Genomic DNA, 25,387 nt, shown 5'->3' on the forward strand with positions numbered 1-25,387 from the left:
ACCGCTTTGCGGCGTATAGAACGACCAAGCACCCCGAACATAACTGCACGGAATAAGATTTCTTCGGAGACGATGGTGACTATTCCCGCAGGTGAATTTATGATGGGAACGAACTCTCCGGAAGGTTTCCCGGCGGATGGGGAAGGCCCTGCGCGAATGGTTACGATCGATTCCTTCCAGATCAATCCTTATGCGGTGACGAATGCCGATTTCGGGAGGTTTGTAGAGGCAACGGGATATGTGACGGAAGCCGAACGTTTCGGCTGGTCCTATGTGTTCCATCTGTTGGCCTCCGCCGAAACCAAAGAGCGGGTTGCTAATGTTCCACAGGCCGTTCCTTGGTGGCTGGTCGTGCACGGTGCTTACTGGGCAGCTCCGGAAGGACTCGACTCTAACATCTCGGAGCGAATGAATCATCCAGTCGTTCATATCTCCTGGACTGATGCGAATGCTTATTGCGAGTGGGCAGGCGGCAGGCTGCCGACCGAAGCGGAGTGGGAGTATGCCGCCCGTGGGGGGCTGGAGAGGAAGACATACCCTTGGGGTGACCTGTTGAAGCAGGATGGCAAGCATCAATGCAATATATGGCAAGGGAAATTTCCAATTAAAAACAATGCAAGCGACGGTTATATCGGTACTGCGCCGGTCGATGCATACGAGCCGAACGGCTTCGGTCTCTACAATGTGTCCGGCAATGTATGGGAATGGTGCTCGGATTGGTTCACTCCCGCTTATCATAAAGTGACCCGGGATCTAAACCCGCATTACAACAAACGAACGGACAAGCGTTCCATGCGCGGGGGCTCCTACTTATGCCATCGTTCATACTGCAACCGCTACCGAGTCGCGGCGCGAAGCTCCAATACCCCGGACAGCTCGACGGGGAATTGCGGATTCCGGATAGCGCGATCGCTTGTTTAGGATGATATTACTCTTTGAAATAGTGAATAATTTTATAGAAATTCATTAATATATTCGTACGGATAGATGGCTGGAGGGGGGTAAAATGATGCAATCCTACAATTAAGAGGTGAAGGTTATGATGACGGGGACAAAAGGAAATACGACCTATTATCGACTTTATATAGACGGACAATGGATGGATTCGGCCTCCGGGCGCTTGACTGAGGTGCTAAACCCGGCCAATGAAGAAGTGATTGGATATGTCAGCGATGCGGACCTGGAGGATGTGCAGAAGGCGCTGCTCTCCTCGGAGAAAGCTCAGCGCTCGTGGAAGCTGCTGCCCGCTGTTGAGCGTGCTCGGTATTTGGTCAAGCTGGTGCACCGTATCCAAGAGGAGCGGGAGCATTTCGCCCGGCTGCTTGTGCTTGAGCAAGGCAAGACCTATCGCGAGGCGCTTGGCGAAGTCGACGATACGATGGCTTATTTCATGTACGCGGCGGAATCGGCTACCCGCTTGAAGGGCGATGTGCTGCCGGCTAACCGTCAGGGCGAGATGCTTATGATTCAGAAGGTGCCGTACGGCGTCACTGTAGGGCTGTGCGCCTGGAACTATCCCCTTGCGCTCATTGGCCGCAAGCTGGGCCCGGCGCTGGTGACAGGGAACACGATGATCATTAAGCCGCATGAGCTCACGCCGATTGCGTCTGCCGAGCTCTTCCGTCTCATTGATGAGGTTGGCTTCCCGCCTGGAGTGGCCAATCTCGTTACGGGCACAGGCGTGGAGGTCGGAGGGGCGCTGGTCAGCAGTCCCATTACGAAGCTAGTCACTGTTACGGGCAGCGTTAGAGCGGGACAAGCGATCTACAAGGCGGCGTCGGACAACATTACGGCGTTATCTCTGGAGCTGGGCGGCAAAGCGCCGTTTGTTGTGCTGGAGGACGCTGATGTGGATCAAGCGGTAGAAGCGGCTGTTGGCGCGCGCTTCGCGAATTGCGGGCAGGTGTGCATCTGCAATGAGATGGTGCTTGTGCATGAGAGCATTGCCGATGCATTTACGGAGAAGCTGCTGGAGCGAGTGAAGTCCATTAAGCTGGGCGATCCCTTCGACGAGTCGGTGACGATGGGGCCGAAGGCGAACGGGCGGGATCTGGAGAAGATTGATGTTATCGTGCAGGAGACGGTCCGACAAGGCGCTACTCTGGCTGCCGGCGGCAAACGTCCAACAGGAGACGGGTTCCAGAAGGGCTACTGGTACGAGCCGACGGTACTCACGAATGTTACGCCTGATATGGCTGCAGCAAGAGAAGAGATCTTTGGGCCGGTCCTGCCGATTGTTCGGATCGGAAGCTTCGAGGAAGCGGTGAGCATCATTAATGCCAGCGAGCTTGGCTTGTCGGCTTATCTGTACACCAATGATTATCGCAAGCTGATGCAGGCAATCCAGGTGCTGGAGGTTGGAACGGTATTCCTGAACCAAGGCATGTCGGGCTGCATGCAGGGCCATCACAGCGGCCATAAGCTGAGCGGCATCGGCGGCGAGGATGGCGAATACGGCATTGAGGGCTACCTCCAAAAGCGTACTGTTTACTTGAATTATGCCTAATAGAGGTTAAGAAGCCATATAGGAGCAGCGGGGCTGAAAGGTTAAGCCCTCGCTGCTCTTTCTTGTACAGGCTGGGAGATCGCTTACGATTTTTATAGGATTGCCATGCAAATGCTTAAGATATTTATGCGATTGGCCCAGCATTGTTCGATAGAATGAAGGGGCAGATGAATCGGAAAGGGGTTAACAAGGAATGAAGCGACACAGTTTGATGATTCTGGTCTTTCTCCTCATGATGGGAGCGTTCTCATCGCAGGCGTATGGCATGTCCTCCAAGCACTGGGCGGATGGCACAATACAGGCTTGGGTGCAGGCGGGATATGTTGAGGCGGCATCAGAAGAGGTAAAAAATCCGAATCGCGCGCTCTCTCGCGAGGATGCGGCGAAGCTGATTGGGAGCTCCATCGGCTGGGAAGCCATGGATGCTTCGAGACTGTCGAATGCGGGAGCAGCGGCATGGGCTGTTCAAGCGTCCCAAGGCAAGTCTATTGATCAGGCCAATAAAGGAGTTACTCGAGAGGAAGCTGTCATTGTCGCTTCTGCATTCATAAGCGATGATGCTGCAGGAAGCGTTGATCTGGACCGGATTTTCCGGGATATTGCCGGTATGAGCGCTGAAGGGAAGGCGGCGCTTAAGGCCGTATATGAGGCTGGAGTGTTCGTAGGCAACGGGAGCAAGCTGCGCCCTCAAGCGAAAATTACGTTCGCAGAGCTGGTGACAGTGCTTGACCGTGTCATCTCGCATCGTTATGGATTCCCTTTACTTGATTTCGAGAATGGTGTGATTCCAGACTTTGTAACGACAGGAGATTCCACGATTGAGGTTGTCCACAACGAGGCAACGGACTCCAAGGCGTTAAAGGTCGTGTACGGCGCGGCGGACTTTCCGACTGTCAAATTCACGGCGACTACGCCTTGGCAATTCGGCAGCGGCAAAGCATTGTCCTTCGAGGTCACGAATCCGACGGACAAGGACATTACCTTCTATCTGCGTATGGATGATGACAAAAGCGCGGACGGCGTGGCGCATTCCACTGTAAGCGCTGCCGTTGCGAAAGCAAAGAGTACTCAAAAATATTTTCTCAGCATGGGCTCGGAAGCGTTGGATCTCGGCATGCGGTTCCTTCCTCCCATTCCTGCCGGCAGTCAGCTAGGCTATGGCTGGGGAGAGAAGGGGCTGAACAGCGGCCATATCGTGGAATTCCAGCTGTGGCAAATGTATACGAAGCAGGAATCCACTCTCCTATTCGATAACATTGCCGTAATCGGCGATCCCAATACGGATCTCAGCTACATGGACGACCTGGTGGATGGTTATGGCCAATACACGGGCCTGGACTGGGAAGGCAAGGTACATACCGATGGGGATTTCCTTGCTGACAAGAAGGAAGAGGCTGCTGCGCTCGCCGGCGCCAAGCCGTTGGAAACGAGCAAATATGGCGGTTGGCTGAACGGACCGAAGCTGGAGGCAACCGGGCACTTCCGTGTGGCGAAGCATGAGGGCAAGTGGACGCTGGTGGATCCCGAAGGCTACTTGTTCTTCTCCAATGGTCTTGATATCGTTCGACTGGATGATATGAATACCTGGATCTCAGGCCGGGAAAATATGTTCACGGAGCTCCCCTCCAAGGATGGAGAGCTGGGCGAGCATTACAGATATACAACCATAGTAGGGGCTCCTCCACTGGGGCAGACAGAGGGCTGGCTGTTCAACCATTATCAGGCCAATCTGGAGCGCAAATACGGACAAGACTACGTAAATGTATGGAAGGACATCTCTGTGGATCGCTTCAAGAGCTGGGGCTTCAGCTCGCTCGGCAACTGGTCGGACCCGACATTATTTTTCGGGAAGGGCGATGAGCATGGCATCGCTTATGTCGCTAACGGCTGGACACATTGGGGACAGCATGCCACCATTCCAAGCGGAGGCGGCTGGGCGCCGGTAGCAGATCCATTCGATCCGGCGTTCAAGACAAGCGTGGACGACATGCTGGACGAACAAATATTGGCGTATGGCGTTGAAGATGACAAGTATATGATTGGGGTGTACATCGACAACGAGATCGCTTGGGGCAATCCCGCCAATACGGGAAGCAAGTACGCGCTGATCAGCAACATTATGGCCATGGACAGCTCAGCCAAGAGCAGCTATGCCAAACGCACAATGATTGCCCACCTGAAGTCTGTTTATCAAAACAAAATTGAAAGTCTGAACAGCCAATGGGGCACCAGCTTTGCCTCCTTTGACGCTCTTGGCAAGCCTTATCAGCCGGCAGAGCTGTCCGAGGGCATGCTGCCTGACTATTCGGCCATGCTGAGTCTTCTGGCGGATGAGTACTTCCGCATTGTGGATAAAGCGGTAAGCGCGAAGCTTCCTAATACACTTTATCTGGGCTCTAGATTTGCGGAGTGGGGCACAAGCGAAGAGGTGCAGAAGGCAGCGGCGAAGTATGTGGACGTTATCAGCTTCAATGTGTATAAAGAGGATGTGGAAGGCGAAAACTGGATGCATCTTGAGGAGCTCGATATGCCGGCGATTATCGGTGAATTTGCTTTCGCTTCGGATGACAGAGGCATGTTCGGAACGGGGCCAAACGCGGATACGTCAGCTGTGGATCAAGAGAATCGCGGCGAGAAGTACGTTCATTATATGGAGACTGTACTGAATAATCCTTATTTTGTCGGTGCGCATTGGTTCCAATATGTGGATCAGCCGCTGCTTGGACGCGCATGGGACGGGGAAAATTACAACCTAGGCTTTGTGGATGTAGCTGATGTGCCTTACGAGGAAATGGTCAGCGCTGCAAAGGATGTGCATGCGAGAGCTTATGACATCCGCTTTCTTGGCAAGGGCACGGGTACAGGAGGCGTACAGCCAGGCAAGGAGTGGCTGATGTCCTTCGAGTCGAACGAGGATTTGTCCATCGTTACCGCCTACAAAACAGCCGTTGTTCAGTATGGAGCCGCTGGCGCAACGGATGGCGAACGGGCGATGAAGGTTAACGTAGGTACCCTTGACGCGGATTACTCCGGAGTGGAGATTAAGCCGGCAGCCCCATGGAACCTGGGAAGCAAGCCGCTCGTGGTCGCCGATGTGACCAATCCCAATGCGCTGCCGATCCAGCTTCGCGCGAATGTAACGGATAAGAAGGGCGCGCTTCGTACGTATTATTTTGCCATTGGGGCCAAGGAATCCCGCACGATTTCGATAGCCCAGTTCAAGACCTCCGACCCTGTATGGGGGGAGCAAGAGGGCTTCTGGGGAGCGGAAGCGACGGGGCTCGACGCTTCGGGAATCGCCTCCATTCAGCTGTATCTGTGGGAGGATGCGCCGGAGAGCGGAGATTCGTTCGTGATCGATAACCTTCGCTTGTCACAGAAGTAGGTTGTCCCGCTGGTTTGAGCACTTTGTTTCCAATTGGAAACGGGTGCTCTTTTCCACTTTGTATCTCATCCCTTACAATAAGAGGACGTGATACTGGGAAGGAGAGGTGGAGCATTGCGAGTCTTGTATGCTATAAGCCGATACATCGGCAAGTCCCTGTATCGCAAAATATTATTGTCTTATTTGATTATTATCGCTTTAATCGTATTCGTGCTCCTGTTCGACTTCTATTTCCGAACGGCTAATGACTTGCGGGCACAGGCAGTAGATAGTCATCTTCGCCTGACGCAGCAATCCGCTTCCACGCTGAACGCAAATATGACGAACGTCAAAAGCTTTGCCTGGAACTACTTTGGAGACTTCGACTTTCATCAGTTTGTGCGCGGTATGGGCACGGATCCGGAGGGACAAAGCTCTTACCGCGGCAAAATATCCAATTTTGTATACAATCATCCCATTGTATCGAATGTGGTGATCTCGCAGCTTGACGGCAACGCTATGCGGGTAGGCGGTCTGGTATCCACCCTGATTGCCCCCAGTGAAATGCAGCGCTTGACGGATGTCGCGATTGGAGCCAATGGCAAAGGCTTGTGGCTGCCTACGGACATGTACAATCCCAGCGCGTCAGGACAGCAGGTCGGTTACACGCTGTCGTATGTCCAAGCGATTCGACAAATTACCTTGACATCGCCCGGTCCCATTATTGGTGTGATGCATTTTACGCTGTCATCGGAATCGCTGGAGCAGTGGCTGGCGGAAAGCGAGGGGAGCCGAGAGGGCAGAACCTATCTGGTGGATAAGGAGCATGGCACCATCGTGTATTCCAGGCATGCCGCTGAGCGGGGCAAGCGCATCTTGACCGCTGAGGAGCTGCTGATGGTGGGCAGCCAGAGCAAAGGCCACTATTACCGTTCCAGCTTAGGAGGAAACCAATTGATCGCTTATGACAGTCTGGGTCATACGGGCTGGCTTGTCGTTACGGAGGTGCCTACTCGGGTGCTGACGGAGTCTGCCGACAATTTCACGAAGCGGACGATCTGGATTGGCGTGTTCACCCTGCTGTTCTCCATGCTGCTGGCGGGATTTATATCGTCCCGCACCATTACGCCGCTTAAGCTGCTCAGCAAAGGCATGAAAGCGATTGAGAAGGGCAATTATTCCGTCGTGCTTCCCGTGCGCACCGAGGATGAGATCGGGTATCTGAGCAAATCCTTCAATCGTATGACCAGGGAGATCAATCGTCTGATCAGCAAGGTATATGAATCGGAAATAGTGAAAAAAAATGCGGAAATCAAATCGCTGCAATCGCAGATTAATCCCCATTTCCTGTACAACACCTTAGGCATTATCGATAGTATCTCCTCGCTGCACGGGGACGATCGAGTATCTCTGATCAGCCGCTCGCTGGCCAAGATGTTCCGTTATAATATAAGCGGCAATGATGTGTCCAAGCTGGATGCGGAATTACAGCAAATCAGGCTGTATTTGTCCATTCAAAAAATCCGGTTCGACAGCAGGCTGGACTATACCATTTATTTGGAGCCGGGTCTGGAGCGGGTGCCCATCCCGAAGCTTCTGTTCCAGCCGCTAGTGGAGAACAGCGTCAATCATGGGATCAGCCACAGCATCGATGGCGGGATCGTTCGTATTGAAGCGATTTCTCTGGGCCAGGACGAGCTGCAGGTGAAAATATGGAATAATGGATTGGTCATTGATGAGGAGCGTCAGCAGTGGCTGCGGGAGCTGCTGCAGCTGGAGGATGCTCCTGCAGGGCTTGAACAACAACAAGCTTCTATTGGCCTTCACAATGTGCAATCCCGCATCCGCATGTTATATGGTCCGGAATGCGGCATTACGTTCAGCAGCGACGAGCAATATGGGACAACCTTTTCCATTACGATCAAAACCTATTTGCCCGACCAGGAGGCTTAAACGATATGAGAATTATGGTGTTGGATGACGAGCCCATTATTCGACAAGGCATCATCTATAAGATTCGTCTGACCGGTCTGCCTGTAGAGGTCGTAGCGGAAGCGGGGGACGGGCTCAAGGGGCTGGAGCTGATGAAGACAGCTAAGCCGGACCTGATTGTAACGGATATTCATATGCCTGGCATGAACGGACTGACATTTATCCGACACGCGTTGGAGCTGGATGCCCGGGTTAAGCTGATCATTGTCACCGGCTATGATCAATTTGATTACGCCAGGCAAGCGATCAAATACGGAGTCAGCAATTATCTGGTGAAGCCGCTGGAGGACGATGAGCTGTATGCTACGCTGATGGAGCTATTGGAGCGCAGAGAGGCGGAGCAGCAGACGGATCAGATGATTCAGGAGCTGAAGAGCGTGGCCGAAACAAGCCAGGAGGCTTCCCGTCAGCAGGCGCTTACCCAATTCCTGCAGGAAGAGGACTTCGCGGAGGCCAGCAGCGAGCTGGATGAGCTTGCGAAGCATGGAGTTGCCTTTACGGCCGTTGTCCTCCAATTGGAGCCGTTCAAGGTGCCTCATGGCTCCTTTGGTCCAGGTGAGGAGGAGCTGCTCTGGTTCGCAATCAAAAATATTGTAACGGAGCGCTTCCTGTCCAATGCTATCAGGGGCATCCTTGTGCATCATTCGCTGAGGCGCTTCGAGCTGGTGTACGTGCTTGGACTTCAGAAGGGGCAGGACAGCGCGGGAGTGACCTATACGCTGGAAGCGATTTCGTTCGGCATTCGGAAGTATCTGAAGCTGGGAGTCACGATAGGCGTAGGGCCTTATCAGCAACAAATGGCGAAGGTGCAGGAGAGCTACCGGGAAGCGAAGCAGATCGCCAGGAACGCGATCCTTCATGGAGGGAATCGGATCTATCAGGCCCAGGGCGCAGCGAATGGGGGCCAAGAGGCGCAACGGAAGTCCTTTATCGGCCAAGAGGATGTCAAGCTTCTGGAGGATTGGCTGGGCAAGTGGGAGAAGGACAAGGTTCACAAGTGGATCGAGCGGCGGCTTGGCGCCATAGTGCAGGAGCCCGCCTCCAGCTATGTGATGGTGGAATGGTTCTGCGTGGATTTGTATCTATTCCTCAACAAATATTGGATCAACCATGCCACGGATTCGCAGTGGGCGATCGGCGAGCTGACAGATTTGCAGCGAGAGCTGCAGCAAGCAACAGCATGGCATGAGATCGTCGAGCAGATGAAGCGGCTCGTTACGAATATGATTGGCTTATTGTCCAAATCCAATAATATTGAAGGAAAAGAAATTATGGAGGCGGTTAGGCTCTACTTGGAGCGCCATTACGCAGAGCCTATCCAGCTGGCAATGATTGCGGAACGGTTCTTTATTCATCCCAATTACTTCTCCAAGCGCTTTAAGGAGAAATACGGGGAATCCTTTGTCGATTTCTTGAATGGGCTTCGGATGAAGGAGGCGGCTCGGCTGCTGGTGGAGACCGATATGAAGATACGCGATATCAGCGAGAGGGTCGGCTTCGACGATGCGGCTTATTTCGGAAGCGTATTCCGCAAGCGCTTTGGCGCAACGCCAGGCCAATATAGGGATAAGGGCGCTCCGCATGCGTAGAAAGGAGGGGGATAAAGATGGTTGCAGGTATTGTGACAAGAGCGACATTAGCGGCGGTCACTGTCCTATGGTTCATACTGTCTCTGACCGCGTGCTCCGGGAATAACCATCTGAAGCTGGAAGACGGCTTGACGGACCCTGTTGTCGAAATTGTTGTCTGGGACAAGCCATTCGCGGGCTCGGCGGAGAAGCCATATTACGATCGGATGTTTCAGGAATTCGAGCAGACCTATCCCCATATCCGGGTCATTCATATGGAGGCGGCCTTCCAGAAGGAGCGCGAGCAGTTTATGACAGCAGTCGCGGGGGGCGAGCAGCCGGATTTGTATAATGCCGCGTTTCCCGATATGGAGTCGTACATCGATCAGGGCATTCCTGCCGATATTACAGAGATGTGGACACAATATCCGGACAGCGCCGACTATTCCTCCATTGCTATGGCGACAGCGGAGAAGGATGGACGAATCTATGGTATTCCTAACTTCATGTATGTGACAGCCTTGGCGTATAACAAACGGATTTTTGAGGAGAATGGCATCAACCCGGAGGAAGCTTTCCTGAATTGGGACTCCTTCGCAGCGGCGGCGGAGCAAGTGACCGACCGCTCCAGCAATCAATATGGCTATACCATTCTGGGAACCGAGTGGGCGGATTGGTTCTATGAATATTATGTGTGGCAAGCTGGAGGCGATCTTACCAGCAAGAATTCTGATGGAACCGTACAGTTGACCTTTAATTCCAATGCCGCGGTTCAGGCGCTGAGCTATTATCAGGATTTGAAGTTCCGCTATGGCGTGACGCAGCCCAACACGCTGCAAAGTCTGGATGACAACAAAAAAGACTTCTACGCTGGGCGCGCCGCGACGATGATTACAGCCTCCAACTGGTTCGGGGAAATGCTGGAATCGGGTGTTGACATGGATGATATCGGAGTGACGACGTTTCCGAAGGGTCCCGCTGGCGTGTCACTTGCGCAGGTGGGCGGAGGTATCTGGATCCTGAACCCGAACGCGACGGAAGAGAAGCAGCAGGCAGCCTTCACCTACGCGACCTTCATGACCTCCAAATACGCTTTGGAGCAGATGCTTCGATTCCAGAAGGAGCAAGGCATGCTGCCCAATCTGCTGTCGGTGCGGGAGGACGTTGATCCCATCGCTTACGCGGAAGGGATGCCGGAGGAGCTTGTCCGCAGTATTCAGCGGGCAGCCGAGGAGAGTCGGCTTGAATATTTCCTCAAGTCCCGTCTAAGCCCTTATGTCTCTGCTGCGGTTCAGGAGGTTCTGCTGAATGAAAACACAAAGCCATATGATGCCCTCACCCAAGCGCAGGAGAAAGCTCAGCGCGAGGTCATTGACGCTTATAATATGGAGTTCGACTAACCCAGCGAGCGGACAGCCTTCCAAGGCTTCCGCTCGTTTCTGTATGTATGGTTAAGATTTTCGTATGAACCGCTTAATATATTCTTACAGCTCACGCCCCCATTCCTTCTACAATAAGAAGTGTAAAGCAAAGCTAAGCACATCACTCGAATGGGGGAACTATCAGTGAAAAAGAAAGCAAAGCTAATGGCTGTTCTAGCCCTGACTCTCGTTGTATCGCTGTTCATGGCAGCATGCTCCGGCAACAACGGCGGCAATAATGGAAGCGGCAACAAACCAGCAGGCGGCGATTCCGCATCAGCACCGCCTGCTACGGATGAAGTGGTTGAGATTGTATCTTGGGACATGCCGCAGGACGGCGACCCCGCTAAGCCATATTGGGAGCAGGTCTTCAAGGATTTCGCCGAGAAATATCCGAACATCAAGGTTGAGCATGTGATGCAGACGCTAACCAAAGAAAGAGAGCAGTTCATGACAGCGGTTGTAGGCGGCGAGCAGCCGGATCTGTACGCGAATGCGTTCCCGGATATGGAATCCTACATCGACCAAGGCATTACGGCTGATATTACGGAGCTGTGGAACAACTACGCGGAGAAGGATATGTTCCTGCCTTCCGCTACACAAGCAGCTACAAGAGACGGCAAAATTTACGGCATTCCGAACTTCATGTATGTAACGGGACTGGCTTACAACAAACAGATGTTTGCTGACGCGGGCCTTGATCCGGCAGAAGCGCTGAAAAACTGGGAGTCCTTCGGCGAGGCAGCGCAGAAGCTGACGGATGCCTCCAAAAATCAATACGGCTATGCCTTGCTGGGCATGGACTGGGCGGACTGGTTCTTTGAATATTATGTATGGCAAGCCGGCGGCGACCTGACCGAGCAGCAGGAAGATGGAACGGCTAAGCTGACCTTCACGTCTGAGCCTGCCGTACAAGCGCTGCAATATTACAAGGATCTTAAATTCAAGTATCAAGCGACACAGAAGAATGTTGTTCAAAGTCTTGACGAGAACTCCAACGACTTCTACCAAGGCCGCGCAGCTTCTATGATTGCCGCATCCAACTGGTTCGGCGGTATGGTTTCCTCGGGCATGGATATCGAAAACATTGGTTTCTCCGTACTGCCTCCGGGCCCTGGCGGCACGTCCCCAGCACAGGTGGGCGGCGCGGTGTGGATCTTTAATCCGAAGGCAACACCAGAGAAGCAGCAAGCGGCGTTCACGTACGCAACGTACCTGATGTCCAAGGAAGTACAGGATGGGTTGCTTCAGTACCAGATGGATAACGGTATCTTCCCGAACCTGTTGAATGTAAGAAGCGACGTGGATGCGTCTCAATTTGTGGAAGGCATGCCTCAAGAGCTGATCGAGAATGTGCAGGCAGCAGCTGGCGAAGGCCGTCTGGAGTACTTCCTGAAAGCACGTCTGAGCCCTTATGTGGTCAAAGCTGTTCAAGAGGTGCTCCTGGATGAGAAGGCGGATCCAATGGCGGTTATGCAGAAGGCGCAAGATCTGGCACAGCGTGAAGTCGTAGACAAATACAATCAAGAAGTTAAAAAATAATAGCCATTGGGATTCCCCCGGCCGGGGGAATCCCGATAGCCGTTCCTGGGGTGAGGGAGACATATGTTGCGTAAATTAAACATTCGCTGGGTGCCGGTTTTGTTTTTGTTGCCTTCTGTAATTTGTTATGTGATGTTTAAGTATTATCCATTAATGAATATGGCCTATATTAGTTTTTTTGACTATAGCATCGTTAATCCGCCTGGTAAATTCATCGGCTTCGCCAACTATACGGAATTTTTGAAATCAACTACGTTCTGGCAAGCGATTTCGAATACGTTTATATTCTTTGGTCTATATTTGGTCCTTACATTCTGGATTCCTATTGTTCAAGCTTTGTTCCTGTATGATATTCGTCGGGGCAATGCTTTCTTCCGTTTCATGTATCAATTGCCAACCATCATGCCTCTTGTAGGCGGGGTGCTGGTCTGGAAATGGATGTATAACCCGGATTTTGGCTTGCTGAACTACTGGCTTGATTTTGTAGGATTAGGTCCATACCTGTGGCTCAATGACGCCACGATGACGAAGCTTGCAATTGTTCTGCCTGCCGTATTCGCCGGCAACGGAATAGCACTGCTGTTGTATTATTCCGCACTGAAGTCCATACCAACGGAAATATTGGAGGCGGCGAAGATGGATGGAGCAGGTCCATGGAGAAGGATGTGGACGATGCTTCTGCCCAATATCAAATTTATTATTGTCATTCAATTTGTGGCTTTCATGTCAAGCGTCCTGCTTGCTTATGACCATATTTACATTATGACGCAAGGCGGACCAGCAGGCAGCACAACGGTCGTGTCCATGCTTGTTGTCAATTCAGCCTTCCAGCAATCTCGATTCGGCATATCCGGTGCGGTATCCGTATTTATGTTTATCGTCATTGCGTTACTGACCATCATTCAGAATAAAATTTCCGCAGAAAAGGATTGATCATATGGAACGCACTCGCATAAGGGAAAAAGGGGGAAGATCGCTAAAGATTACGGCCTATGTGGTGACAATATCGTTCGTAATCTTTGCGTTAATCCCTATTCTGTGGATGTTCGCCTCCTCGCTCAAGACGGAGAAGGATATTAACTCCTATCCGCCCAAGTGGCTGCCGACGATTCCCCAATCCATTCAAGTGACAATTGATTACACAGGAATGGATGAGACTGATCCGGCATTCTACGAGAAGGACGCCATGAGAGCGATGTGGTATCCGTGGATGAAAAATATCCGCGAGAGCATTGGCGATGTGACCATCACAGGAGTGAAGGACGGTCGTAAGCTCTATACAGCAGAGACCGTCTCCTCTATGTTCTTTGTCGGACAGCCTAAGGTTGTGCCAACCACGATCTTCAATGACAAGATGATGGATAAGAAGCTGCCTATCATCCAGGAGAACAAGCTGTCCAAGTTCGAATGGGAGGGTGACAGCGGCAAGAGTATAGCCGTAACGCCGTCTATTGCGGAGTCCGATCTGTCCAGCCGCTTCTCTGCCTTCTATCAATCCAATGAATTAATAAAGGGTCAAGTTGTTGCCATTAGCGAACAATCCAACTGGGTTCGTGTCTTCAGCAGCTATATGGCGCTCAACAAAATCGCGGAGGATACGGCCGGGGCGCTGGGCTTCGCCCAATATTTCTTGAACAGTGCTATTATTACAGTGGCGAGCGTCCTTGTGCAGATGGTGCTTGGCGGACTTGCGGGATATACGCTGGCGCATCTCATCGAGAGTAAGAAATGGAAGTTTTTCTGGATCATGTTTTTCCTGGCTACAATCATGATTCCTGATATTTCTTTATTGCTGCCGATGTATCTGCTCATGAAGGACTTAGGTCTCGTTAATTCCTTACTCGCCGTAATTTTGCCGCATACCGCCTGGGGGATTATCATCTTCCTATTCAAGGGCTTCTTCGACCAAGTGTCCAAGGAGCTGCTGCAGGCGGCCAGGGTTGATGGCGCTACCGAGCTTAGAACGTTCCTGCAGATCGTGACGCCGCTCTCTATTCCAATCTTTACTACTGTCGGTGTCATGACCTTCATTCCGGTATGGAATGAGTTTCTATGGCCGCTTGTCGTCAACAGCTCGCCGAAATATTGGACGTTTACCGTTGCGCTCAATGACCTGCAGAATCAGCCAAGCGTGCTGCAGAATATGCTGATGGCCAGCGCATTTGTATCCATGATCCCGCTGTTGCTGATCTTCCTCTTCTCACAGAAGTATATCGAGAAGGGTGTGGCATTCTCAGGTGTGAAGGGTTAAGCAGCTTCAGAACAAGGAGGCGAATTGCCGATATGATTGGGAAGGTTGCGATTGTGACGGGCGCAGCAGGAGGTATTGGCAGAGGCATCGTCGAAGTGCTGCTTCGCGAGGGCTGCCGCGTCGCTATGCTGGACTGGAATGAAGAGGCAGGCCATGCAGCCATGCGAGAGCTGACTGCGGCCGGGGGAGAAGCGGTTTTCATATGTACGGATGTAGCCAAGGAAGAGGATCTGCAGGAGGCAGTGAATCAGACCGTCTCCCGATTCGGAGATATTCATATTCTGGTCAATAATGTAGGGACACATTACTACAGGCCGGTGGAGCAGATTCCTTCAGATGAATTTGACCGGGTGCTGCGAACGGATCTGAAGGGGCAGCTCCTGCTTATTCAACAAGTGTTGCCGCATTTGAAAAGGAACCAATCCGGCTCGATAATTAACATCGCCTCCGTACATGCACAGGTTACACTTCCGGGCTTCAGTTCCTATGCAGCGATCAAGGGCGGAGTTACGGCGATGTCGAGAAGTCTTGCGCTGGAGCTGGCGCCCTTCGGCATCCGGATCAACTGTGTGCTGCCTGGTTTAACGCGGAACATAGGCATGGACCGCTACCTGAGCAGCATTGCCGCTGATGAACGCAAGACGAGAGAAGCCGAGCTGACCCGCAATATCCCATTGGGGAGAATGGCGGAGCCTGTCGAGATCGGCGAGCTGATCGCTTTTCTTGCAAGCGACAAGGCAGCCTATATGACGGGCTCCTCGCTGGTGATCGACGGCGGGGTGTCAGTCCGGCTGCATAATGATTATTAATACGGTAAGGTGCCTAGCGACTGTGCTGAGGCACCTTATTTTCATTCACAACACTGCTATCTAATGATTATACGATCTATATGATACACGGCTATCGGTTTTTCTGACCCCCCATTTTCCGGTATTCCCCCGGTGTCATTCCTTCCTTTTTCTTGAATCGATCAATGAAATACGAGACATTAATATATCCGGCGCCGGTAATAATATCCTTCACAGACATGTCTGTCTGCAGAAGCTCTTTTTTGACGTGCTCGATGCGCAGGTCAAACACATAATCGGTAAAGGTAGTTCCGATCATATCTTTGATCGAGCGGCTAATAAACGATGGAGATAATGACAGCTCCTCTGCCATTTGGCTCAGGTTAAATTCATATAACAAATGATGGTCATGAATATAGGTCATGATTCGTTGGCCGAGTGCGGTTATTTCCTGGTCCTTGCGTTCCTTGGCATGCTGGCACAACGTGACCACACATTGGCTCAAATCCTGTTTGAACTGATCCATGGACTGCTGATTGACGAGCTGCCTGAACGTTTCTGTATGATGAGGCATGGCTTGCACATGAACCAGCTTGAATATGGAGTTGACCAGATCCGAAGTCATACACTTGGTCATCAGAAGCGACTTATGTTCATTGATCTCTTGAAGAATCTGTTCAAGAGATTCCAGAGCCAACTGCTCGTCGCCTTGTTTAATAGACTGGAGCAAAGTGAGCTTAATGTCGGCTGAGTACCAGCGAGTAGAATCCTGCTCACTCCAATTGACCACATCGAGATAGTTAATCATGCTGCCAGAAGGGAATTTCAGCTCATATTCCTTGGCTGCTAATGATTCGATATATGATCTGTGGATATCGAGATAGGTGGCGTAGGTTCTGCCTATACTAATAGTCGGTTTTGTTCCGGTCCGTTCAGAGATCACCTTCTGCAGCTCTTTGACAACATGGTCAACGTGACTTGACGGCTCATGAGATTGGTTAAACAGCCCTACGATACAAGCGAATGTCCCGCGACGATAAAATTCGATCGGATATACGGCTATATTCTCATTGGAGAAAGCAGCCAAGCTGTTCGATAACTCATGCGTTAAGGCGGTATTCGCTTCTTCAGCGCTAAAGCTGAATATGAAGTGCGCAGTGCCTCGAAGCACGACTTGGTGTTCCTTCATGAAGGTGTATACATCGGACTCTGAGATAAAGTAACCGCTAATGAGCTTGACCAGGAATTGATCCTGAATCAATTGCTTCTGATTTTCCATCTGATAGAGAAGAGATTGTTGACTTTGGGACATGCTCTCGAAGGAATGAGCAATATAATCAAATTCTTTGTTCATGTTAGGACGGGCTGCCTCAAGCTCCAACTGAATTCTGGAGATTATTTGCTGAACAGGCTTGTAAAATCGCTTGGATAACAAAATAGCAACCGCTACCCCGATCAATACTAACGATACCAATACGTATACAATTAAATTTGTTAGCTTAAGCACTCGTTGATAGAACTGATCAGTCGGAATCAGAGTCATATAGGTCCATCCGGTTGCCTCCGATTTAACCCAGGATACGGACATGGAATCGGATTCGATAATCATAGCGGACTGCTTGCTCATCGATGCTTGATCTTGAAGATGATGGATAAAGTCTTCAGGAAGTGTCAGCTCATTTGTCTTAGCTGTAAGAAGATTACGATTCTGATCGAATACGAATACGGCACCCCTGAAGTCTCCTAAGATCGGTGCCATTAATTTGTATAATCGCTGGCTATCGAACAGATAAAGCACGATGCCATGCGGGTTGAGTGATCGAACAGGGAAAGGAATGCCGATCGTCATAATCTCTTTGGAAGTATGATTGGTAAGTATAGGCTCTGATGGCCGCACAAAAGGCTGCTTATGTTCATTAAGATCACTAATCCAGTGCTCGGACACCTCCGTCTTGCTCCTATAATAGTCCTTGATTAGTGAGGCTGTGCTGTATAAGGCGTTTGAAGAATAAAAATTACCGCTGTCAAATTGATGATAAAAGATTTCCTCGAAGTAGGAGGAGCTTGCTTTGTACTTCTGGATTTCCTTGATGACCTCTATAGAGGCGTAGGTATCGTTAAGATGATAGCTGGACAGATCAGGATTCAACGACATCAGTACGGTCGTTTCCGTTAAATCCAGGAACTGCTGGTCCATCAGGTCTACAGCCTGGTGCAGCCGAGCCAGATTCGTTTCTTCGATTTCTGTTCGGAGAGCGCTTACAGCACCTGCATATATAAAAACACCCAAAATGGCTACAGGTATACTGAACATAATAATGAAGGCGAGCAGGTATTTGGTATACAAGTTCCACCTCATGAGGGCACTCCCTTTCTCGGCTTGTTAAGTGTATCTCTTATTGTATCTGTATATGGAGCGACAATAAAGAGTGAAAAGGGCGAATAACGAAATCGAATATGCCGAATGAAGCGGATATTCAACGGGATATATTCGAGTATGAAGGAAAATGCAGATATTTACGGCATGATCCTTGGGGTGCTACAGTCAGAGCAAGTTACGTAACGACAATAAACAAGAGGTGGTCCATTGCTATGAACATGTACTTGCAGACCTGGAAAAAACAAATCAAACGAAACTGGCACCTGTATTTGTTTATTTTACCGACACTGTCTTATTTTATAATCTTCAACTATTTACCCATGTACGGGCTGCAAATCGCATTCAAAAACTTTTATCCCTCTCAGGGCATATTTGGCAGTGAGTGGATTGGCTTTGAGCATTTTGAGCGGTTTTTCAATTCCCCTTCCTTTTGGACGATTATTCAGAATACGATAACCATCAGTCTGTATGAGCTTGCCTTGTTCCCTCTTCCCATTCTGTTCGCGTTAGCGATTAACGAGCTGCGGAATGGAATGTTTAAGAAGAGTGTGCAGATCATCACTTATGCACCTCACTTCATATCTGTAGTTGTCGTTGCGGGAATTATTGTTTCTTTGGTTCATCCAACAACAGGAATAATCAATAAGGGCATTGTCCTGCTGGGGGGAGAGCCTATTAGCTTCATGACTGAGCCTGCATGGTTCAAGTCCATCTATGTATGGTCAGGGACCTGGCAGCAATTAGGCTGGAATTCGATCATTTATATAGCGGCGCTCAGCGCAATTAATCCGGAACTGCATGAGGCAGCTACTATAGATGGCGCGACTCGCGTGCAACGAATATGGAATATTAACTTGCCGGGAATTATGCCTACAGTTATTATTCTGCTCATTCTAAGTATTGGCAGCTTTATGTCTATCGGATTTGAGAAGGTCTATCTACTGCAGAATCAGCTGAATATGGATTCATCGGAGGTCATTCAAACATATGTATACCGGAGCGGCTTGCTCCAGGCACAGTACAGCTTCTCGGCAGCAGTAGGCCTATTCAATTCCGTCATTAATTTACTGCTCTTAGTCACAATAAATTCAATTGCACGCAAAGTAAGTCAAACAAGCTTGTGGTAACACACAAAAAAGGGAGTGAGGAAAAATGAAGGCTTCTTTCGGGGACCGGATATTTGAAGGGATCAATCGTGCTGTCTTGATTCTGATAACGCTGGTTGTACTGTATCCTCTAGTCTATGTAGTCAGTGCTTCGATCAGCGATCCGACGTATGTCAATACAGGCGAGATGTGGCTGTGGCCGATTGACATCACATTAGATGGTTACCGCAGAGTGCTGGATAATCCAGATATCTGGACAGGTTATCGGAATACCATTATTTATACTGTGCTTGGTACAAGTATCAATCTTCTATTAACGATTCCATGTGCTTATGCTTTGGCGCGAAAGGATTTATACGGCCGTAATTTCATTACTGGCATATTTCTTGTAACCATGTTCTTCAGCGGAGGTCTAATTCCGAGCTATCTTATTATTAAGAATCTGAATCTTCTGGACACTCCATGGGTGCTTATTGTAGTGGGGGGAGCCAGCGTCTGGAACTTGATTGTGGCAAGAACCTTCTTCCAGAATACGATTCCGCGAGAGCTTGAGGAGGCTGCTGAGGTTGACGGCTGCTCCCATATCTCCCTGTTCCTGCGTATTATTATTCCAATATCAGGCCCAATTATTGCGGTAATGGCATTGTTCTATGGCGTTGCTCACTGGAACCAATACTTCAATGCGCTGATGTACCTGCAGGATCGATCATTGTTCCCGCTGCAATTATTTCTGAGAGAAATTCTGATCGTTAATGAAATGAGCGCCAACATGATGATGGATGGAGACTCGATGGCTGCTATGGCCGAACAAGCCAAAATTGCTGATATTATCAAATATGCTGTCATTATCATTTCTGCGCTGCCCTTGCTTATTCTGTATCCGTTTGTCCAGCGTTTCTTTATTAAAGGTATTCTAATCGGCTCATTAAAAGGCTAATAGAGGTTGTTTCAAAATCATAATCGATATATGGAGGAAAGATATGCATCCTTATAAAAACGCCGCATTACCTGTAGATGTGCGAGTAGACGATTTATTGCATAGAATGACGCTGGCTGAGAAGGTGGTGCAGACACTTTCGATCGGAAAGGTTGGTCAAAGCTTTGATGTCGAGCTAAATGAAGACGGGAGTCTTGCGGAAGGCTGTATGGAAGAAATTTATACGCATGGCGCCGGCGCCATTCAGCTTCCCTTCAAGACCGACTCGATTGAAACAAGAATCAAGAAGCTTAACGCGCTTCAGGACTATTTTGTAAACAAAACAAGGCTGGGAATACCTGTAATGGCTCAAGAGGAATGTCTGCACGGACATCTCGCCAAGGATGCTACAAGCTTTCCCATCCCTATCGCTATGGCGAGCACATGGGATACAGAGCTGATTGAACGTGTATACTCCGCAATTGGGAAGGAAGCAAGGGTCAGAGGGGGGCATGAAGCGCATACGCCTGTGCTTGATCTTGCAAGAGATCCTCGATGGGGGCGAACAGAGGAAACCTACGGCGAAGATACGCACCTTGTTTCGAGAATGGGAGTAGCTGCAGTCAGAGGCTTACAAGGCACCGATGAAACCGTTGGACCTGAGCATGTCATTGCCGCTCCCAAGCATCTGGCTGGTTATGCGCAGTCTGATGGGGGACGCAACTTTGCTCCAAGCAACATTCCCATTCGCGTGCTGAGAGATCAGATTCTGCCTCCATTCAAAGCGGTGGTACAAGAAGCTGGAGCGCTCGGTATGATGCCTTCTCATAATGAGATCGATGGGATTCCTTGTCATGGCAACAGACAGCTGCTTACCGAGATCCTGCGAGATGAATGGGGTTTTAACGGAATTGTTGTATCCGATTACTTCGACGCCTCCAGATTGGATATCTTGTTCCATGTTGTAGACAATCAGAAGGAAGCCGCAGTAAAAGCGTTAAAGGCAGGTTTGGACATGGACTTGCCTGGCGGAGGGTGTTATACCCAATTATTGGATGCCATAGCTGAGGACCCTGCGTTGGAGGAAGTGCTGAATGTTACAGTAGCACGCATATTACGAGTCAAGTTTTTGCTGGGGCTATTCGAGAATCCATATGCAGATGCAGAGCATGCCAAGCAAGTCATTAATTGTGAGCAGCATAAGAAGCTTGCCAAGGAAGCGGCGGACAAATCGATTACCCTGCTGAAGAATGAGGGCGGGCTGCTGCCTCTGAACAGGAATGAAATTCGCAAGCTTGCTGTAATTGGACCGAATGCACATCCCATCTGCACCGGCTCATACAGTACAAAGCCGAATAAAGGTATTAGTATTCTGGATGGGATTATAGCAAAAACAAATGGAGAGCTGGAAGTTGCTTATGCAGTAGGCTGCGAAATTATAAAAGGGAAGGATGACAGCGGGGAAACGGAACTGGATCGACGCATGAATAATCCTCAATTAAGTACATGGGATAAAAATGCTGCTTGGATCGAAGAGGCTGTCTCTGTAGCCAAGGAAAGTGACGTAGCCATCCTCTGTATCGGCGGTAACACTTTAACAAGCAGAGAGGCTATATTCTTCAACGATGATAGAGGAGACAGGTATGATCTAGACCTTCCCGGAGTTCAAAATGAACTGGTAAAAAGAATAGTCGAGACCGGGACGCCTACTGTTGTCCTGCTCATCAATGGAGGTCCGTTGACGATTAACTACATCGCGCAGCATGTGCCCGCTATCCTGGAGGGCTGGTATCTTGGGGAAGAAACAGGTCATGCGGTAGCGGATGTATTGTTCGGCGATGTGAATCCAAGCGGCAAGCTGCCTATTACTTTCCCTCGTTCAGTAGGACAATTGCCTGTGTATTACTCACAAAAACCAACGGGCTTATTCAAAAAATATTTATTTGCCGAGCACGATGAGCCGCTGTTCTCTTTCGGTACGGGATTAAGTTATACAACATTCCAATATCGTCATTTGCAATTAAGCTCAAATACGATGCCGATGAATGGTTGCGTCACTGTAACTGTCGAAGTCAGTAATACGGGTGAGCGCGCAGGGGATGAAATTGTGCAATTGTATATTGCAGACCTGGTGAGCTCCGTCACAAGGCCCGTTCAAGAATTAAAAGGCTTCATGCGCATTACACTCCAGCCAGGTGAAGCACAAACGGTTGCTTTCCGCATTGAGCCTTCTATGCTGAGCTTTACAGGAGAGGACTATGAAACGACAGTGGAGCCTGGCGCATTCAAAATAATGGTGGGTTCAAGCTCGAAGCATTATGAATCTATCGTTCTGAATGTGATAGAAGAGGAGAAAACGAACGATGCACAATAAGGGCAGCTTTCACCCATACGACTTGCGCTGCGAATATAAAGTAGATTACCTTGGGCTGGGCGAGCGCAGCCCAAGGTTCAGCTGGAAGCTTCATGCAGAAGGCAGGGATGTGCGGCAATCCGCCTACAGGCTGTGTGTATCGACTGGAGAGCAGGAAATATGGGACACAGGCAAGGTCGATTCTGATCAGTCCTTGCATATCACGTATGCGGGACCTGCTCTTAGCTCAAGAACGCGCTATGAAATCCGTGTCAAGGTTTGGAATCAGCATGGCCAAGAATCGGATTGGAGTGAGGCGGCATACGGTGAGACAGGGCTGTTGGAGCATGATGAATGGCGAGCATCATGGATAACTGCCAGATTCGAGCAATCAGAGCCCTGTCAGCTGCTGCGCAAGCTATTCACATTAGGCGATAACATCGTTTCGGCCCGACTGTATGCCACAAGCCTTGGCGTATACAGGGTGTATGTTAATGGGGAGTCCGCTGATGACACCTTGTTTGCACCTGGATGGACTAGCTACAACAAGAGGCTGCAGTACCAAACCTATGATGTAACGAAGCTGCTTGCAAGCGGAGAGAATACAATTGGCGTCATGCTGGGCAATGGCTGGTATATGGGCAATTTGGGCTGGAATGGATTAAGTCAGCTGTATGGCAATGAACGCGCTGCATTACTGCAGCTTCATGTTCAATATAAGGATGGCAGAGAAGAAGTGATTGTCTCGGATGATTCCTGGAGAGCCAGCAAGAGCGCTTTGCTTATATCCGAGCTGTATCACGGCGAATATTACGATGCACGGCTCGAAAGCAAGGGATGGCATAACAAAGGGTTCGATGATAGTGAATGGATCCCTGTATCACTGTTGGGCTATGGCTATGATACATTGATAGCGCAAGAAGGCGAGCCGGTTCGAATAGTGGAGGAGCTGCAGCCTGTTCAAGTGCTTTGTACACCTAAAGGGGAAACCGTAGTAGATTTTGGCCAGAACATGGTTGGTTGGGTGCAGTTTGCGGTCGAGGCGGATGAGGGACATACCGTTGTAATCCGTCATGCAGAGGTGCTGGATGAGGACGGAAATTTCTATACGAGTAACCTTCGTACAGCCAGACAAACAATCACTTATATCTGCAGTGGAGGACAAAGGGAATGTTATGAGCCTTATTTTTCATTCCAAGGCTTCCGCTATATTCAGGTTGAAGGTATTCGGCCGGAGCTTATTGCAGCAAGTGTTGTGGCTAAAGTCATTCATAGCGATATGGATCAAACGGGGACGTTCGAATGCTCTGACGAGCTGGTGAACCAGCTGCAGCGAAATATTGTATGGGGGCAAAGAGGGAATTTCCTTGACATTCCAACCGACTGTCCGCAGCGTGATGAAAGGATGGGCTGGACGGGTGATGCGCAGGTGTTCATGCGCACAGCTGCATTCAATATGAATGTAGCGCCTTTCTTCACCAAATGGCTGAAGGACCTTGCAGCCGATCAGCTTCCAGATGGCGGCGTACCATTTGTAATCCCCGATGTGCTTCGCGGAAGGCATTCCTCGGCAGCCTGGGGAGATGCAGCCGTTATATGTCCTTGGGTGCTGTATGAACGATATGGGGATAGGCGAGTGCTGGAGCAGCAATATGAGAGCATGGTGAAATGGGTGGAGTATATTCGGTCGCAAGGCGAGCAAGAGCATTTATGGAATACGGGCTTTCACTTCGGCGATTGGCTTGCAATGGATGCCCCGAATGGCAGCCGTGTAGGGTCAACCCCTAAGGATTTGATTGCGACAGCCTTCTATGCGTACTCTTCCGCACTGCTGGCGAAGACGGCGGCAGTGCTTGACAAGCTGGAGGACGCGGTCCGTTATACAGAGCTAAGCGAACGAGTAACCGAGCAATTCCGAAGGGAGTTTGTAACCCCGAATGGCCGAGTGGCCTCCCCAACTCAAACGGCGTATGTACTGGCTCTCATGTTTGATTTGCTGGAAGAGAAGGATAGGCCGCAGGCATCCGCTGTTCTGGCTCGTTATGTGGAGGAGCAGAACGTTCGTTTGACAACAGGCTTTGTAGGCACCCCTTATCTCTGCCTGGCCTTGTCCAAGCATGGATATACAGATCTGGCCTATAAGCTGGTTCTCCAGCGAGAGTATCCGTCATGGCTGTACCCGATTTCCAAAGGAGCAACAACGATTTGGGAGCATTGGGACGGCATTAAGCCTGACGGCTCGTTATGCGAGGATCCTATGAACTCTTATAATCATTATGCCTATGGCTCAGTCGGAGAGTGGTTATACAGAATTGCGGCGGGACTCGATACAGATGTGCAGAATCCAGGTTACAAGAAGGTGCGCATAGCGCCTCAGATTTCGGAAGCGATCAGCTATGCCCGTGCATCCTATAGCTCTATGTATGGGACGGTAGCATCAGGCTGGGAGCGGCTGGAGGACGGCAGAATGAAGGTGAAGGCGGTCATTCCGCCGAATACGGAGGCGTCTGTGATGCTGCCTGGCGCAGCAATGGAGCTCGTGTTGGAATCCACGGTTCCCGTCGCAAATGCTGCAGGAGTACACTCGGTACGGCAGACAGAAACCGGTGTACAGCTTGAGGTAGGATCGGGAGAATATGAGTTTCTATATGTCTTCAAATAAAAGGATTAAATGGAGGAGACTATGACACGTAAAAACATTTTGTTCTTATTCACAGATCAACAACGATATGACACGATTGAAGCGCATGGCAATCCTATTATCAAGACACCTGCTTTAAATCGATTGGTTGAGACGGGTGTTACCTTCACGCGTGCGTATTCATCCTGTCCGGTTTGTGTGCCTGCGCGGTATGCCATGATGACGGGGCAGCTGCCGCACCGTACCGATTGTACGGCAAATGAGAGAATGCCAGAAGGACGCCAAAGCTTTATGGAGATTTTATCTCAGAACGGTTATCAGACGCATGGCGTTGGCAAAATGCACTTCACCTTTGCCGAGCAAGGTGCGGAGGCGCTCTGGGGCTTCGAGTCACGGGATATTAGCGAAGAGGGGAGGGGCGAAGATGATTTTAAGCGTTATCTGAACCAGAACGGATACCAGCATGTTCATGATCCGCAGGGGGTCCGGAGCGAGATGTATTACATTCCTCAGCCATCCCAGCTGCCAGCGCATCTGCATAACACAACATGGGTTGTGG

The 25,387-nt window shown here is 50.2% G+C and carries 16 protein-coding genes; 15 read left to right on the forward strand and 1 reads right to left on the reverse strand.

The window, feature by feature from the left end; all coding sequences use genetic code 11:
• Window positions 1–15: 15 nt before the first annotated feature.
• The 10 genes from NQZ67_RS02305 (at window position 16) to NQZ67_RS02350 (ending at window position 15,453) form a co-directional block, all read left to right on the forward strand.
• Window positions 16–921 carry a formylglycine-generating enzyme family protein gene (locus NQZ67_RS02305; RefSeq protein ID WP_503636294.1) on the forward strand — a complete coding sequence of 302 codons (906 nt, stop codon included), beginning with the start codon at window positions 16–18 and terminating at the stop codon, window positions 919–921.
• A 118-nt stretch (window positions 922–1,039) separates the two neighbouring features.
• Complete coding sequence (gene aldA, locus NQZ67_RS02310; RefSeq protein ID WP_257442352.1) at window positions 1,040–2,506, forward strand: aldehyde dehydrogenase; 1,467 nt, start codon at window positions 1,040–1,042, stop codon at window positions 2,504–2,506.
• A 193-nt stretch (window positions 2,507–2,699) separates the two neighbouring features.
• Entirely contained in the window at window positions 2,700–5,891 is a 3,192-nt protein-coding gene (locus NQZ67_RS02315; protein WP_257442354.1) for an S-layer homology domain-containing protein, read from the forward strand.
• Between the two features lie 114 nt (window positions 5,892–6,005).
• Window positions 6,006–7,823 (forward strand): cache domain-containing sensor histidine kinase, encoded by a 1,818-nt coding sequence (locus tag NQZ67_RS02320; protein WP_257442356.1) that lies wholly within the window; start codon window positions 6,006–6,008, stop codon window positions 7,821–7,823.
• A gap of 5 nt (window positions 7,824–7,828) precedes the next feature.
• Window positions 7,829–9,451 carry a response regulator gene (locus tag NQZ67_RS02325; RefSeq protein ID WP_257442363.1) on the forward strand — a complete coding sequence of 541 codons (1,623 nt, stop codon included), beginning with the start codon at window positions 7,829–7,831 and terminating at the stop codon, window positions 9,449–9,451.
• Between the two features lie 17 nt (window positions 9,452–9,468).
• Window positions 9,469–10,830, forward strand: a complete 1,362-nt coding sequence (locus tag NQZ67_RS02330) for an extracellular solute-binding protein (RefSeq protein ID WP_257442364.1) — start codon at window positions 9,469–9,471, stop codon at window positions 10,828–10,830.
• Window positions 10,831–10,995: 165 nt separating this feature from the next.
• Window positions 10,996–12,393, forward strand: coding sequence for an extracellular solute-binding protein (locus NQZ67_RS02335; RefSeq protein WP_257442366.1), 1,398 nt, complete (start codon window positions 10,996–10,998; stop codon window positions 12,391–12,393).
• A gap of 63 nt (window positions 12,394–12,456) precedes the next feature.
• The gene (locus NQZ67_RS02340; RefSeq protein ID WP_257442369.1) at window positions 12,457–13,326 is read left to right on the forward strand and encodes a carbohydrate ABC transporter permease; all 870 of its coding nucleotides are present in this window, start codon (window positions 12,457–12,459) and stop codon (window positions 13,324–13,326) included.
• A 61-nt stretch (window positions 13,327–13,387) separates the two neighbouring features.
• On the forward strand, window positions 13,388–14,644 hold the full coding sequence (locus NQZ67_RS30565) for a carbohydrate ABC transporter permease (protein ID WP_257442371.1): 1,257 nt from the start codon (window positions 13,388–13,390) through the stop codon (window positions 14,642–14,644).
• Between the two features lie 32 nt (window positions 14,645–14,676).
• Complete coding sequence (locus NQZ67_RS02350) at window positions 14,677–15,453, forward strand: SDR family NAD(P)-dependent oxidoreductase (RefSeq protein WP_257442373.1); 777 nt, start codon at window positions 14,677–14,679, stop codon at window positions 15,451–15,453.
• A gap of 91 nt (window positions 15,454–15,544) precedes the next feature.
• Here NQZ67_RS02350 and NQZ67_RS02355 read toward each other — a convergent pair whose 3' ends face one another.
• A complete protein-coding gene (locus NQZ67_RS02355; RefSeq protein ID WP_257442375.1) occupies window positions 15,545–17,791 on the reverse strand; it encodes a helix-turn-helix domain-containing protein in 2,247 nt (748 codons plus the stop codon).
• A gap of 233 nt (window positions 17,792–18,024) precedes the next feature.
• Between NQZ67_RS02355 and NQZ67_RS02360 the strand changes: the two genes are divergently transcribed.
• From NQZ67_RS02360 to NQZ67_RS02380, 5 genes are all read left to right on the forward strand, one after another.
• Window positions 18,025–18,939: an ABC transporter permease gene (locus tag NQZ67_RS02360; RefSeq protein ID WP_257442378.1), complete on the forward strand. Its 915-nt coding sequence runs from the start codon at window positions 18,025–18,027 to the stop codon at window positions 18,937–18,939.
• A gap of 25 nt (window positions 18,940–18,964) precedes the next feature.
• The gene (locus tag NQZ67_RS02365; RefSeq protein WP_257442380.1) at window positions 18,965–19,855 is read left to right on the forward strand and encodes a carbohydrate ABC transporter permease; all 891 of its coding nucleotides are present in this window, start codon (window positions 18,965–18,967) and stop codon (window positions 19,853–19,855) included.
• A gap of 43 nt (window positions 19,856–19,898) precedes the next feature.
• Window positions 19,899–22,208 (forward strand): glycoside hydrolase family 3 N-terminal domain-containing protein, encoded by a 2,310-nt coding sequence (locus tag NQZ67_RS02370; protein WP_257442382.1) that lies wholly within the window; start codon window positions 19,899–19,901, stop codon window positions 22,206–22,208.
• A complete protein-coding gene (locus NQZ67_RS02375; protein WP_257442383.1) occupies window positions 22,198–24,849 on the forward strand; it encodes a family 78 glycoside hydrolase catalytic domain in 2,652 nt (883 codons plus the stop codon). Before NQZ67_RS02370 ends, NQZ67_RS02375 begins: the two co-directional genes overlap by 11 nt.
• A gap of 21 nt (window positions 24,850–24,870) precedes the next feature.
• Window positions 24,871–25,387: sulfatase-like hydrolase/transferase (locus NQZ67_RS02380; protein WP_257442384.1), on the forward strand; the 517-nt coding region annotated here is incomplete at its 3' end.

This window comes from Paenibacillus soyae (genome assembly GCF_024623455.1).
Taxonomy (GTDB): Bacteria; Bacillota; Bacilli; order Paenibacillales; family Paenibacillaceae; genus Pristimantibacillus; species Pristimantibacillus soyae.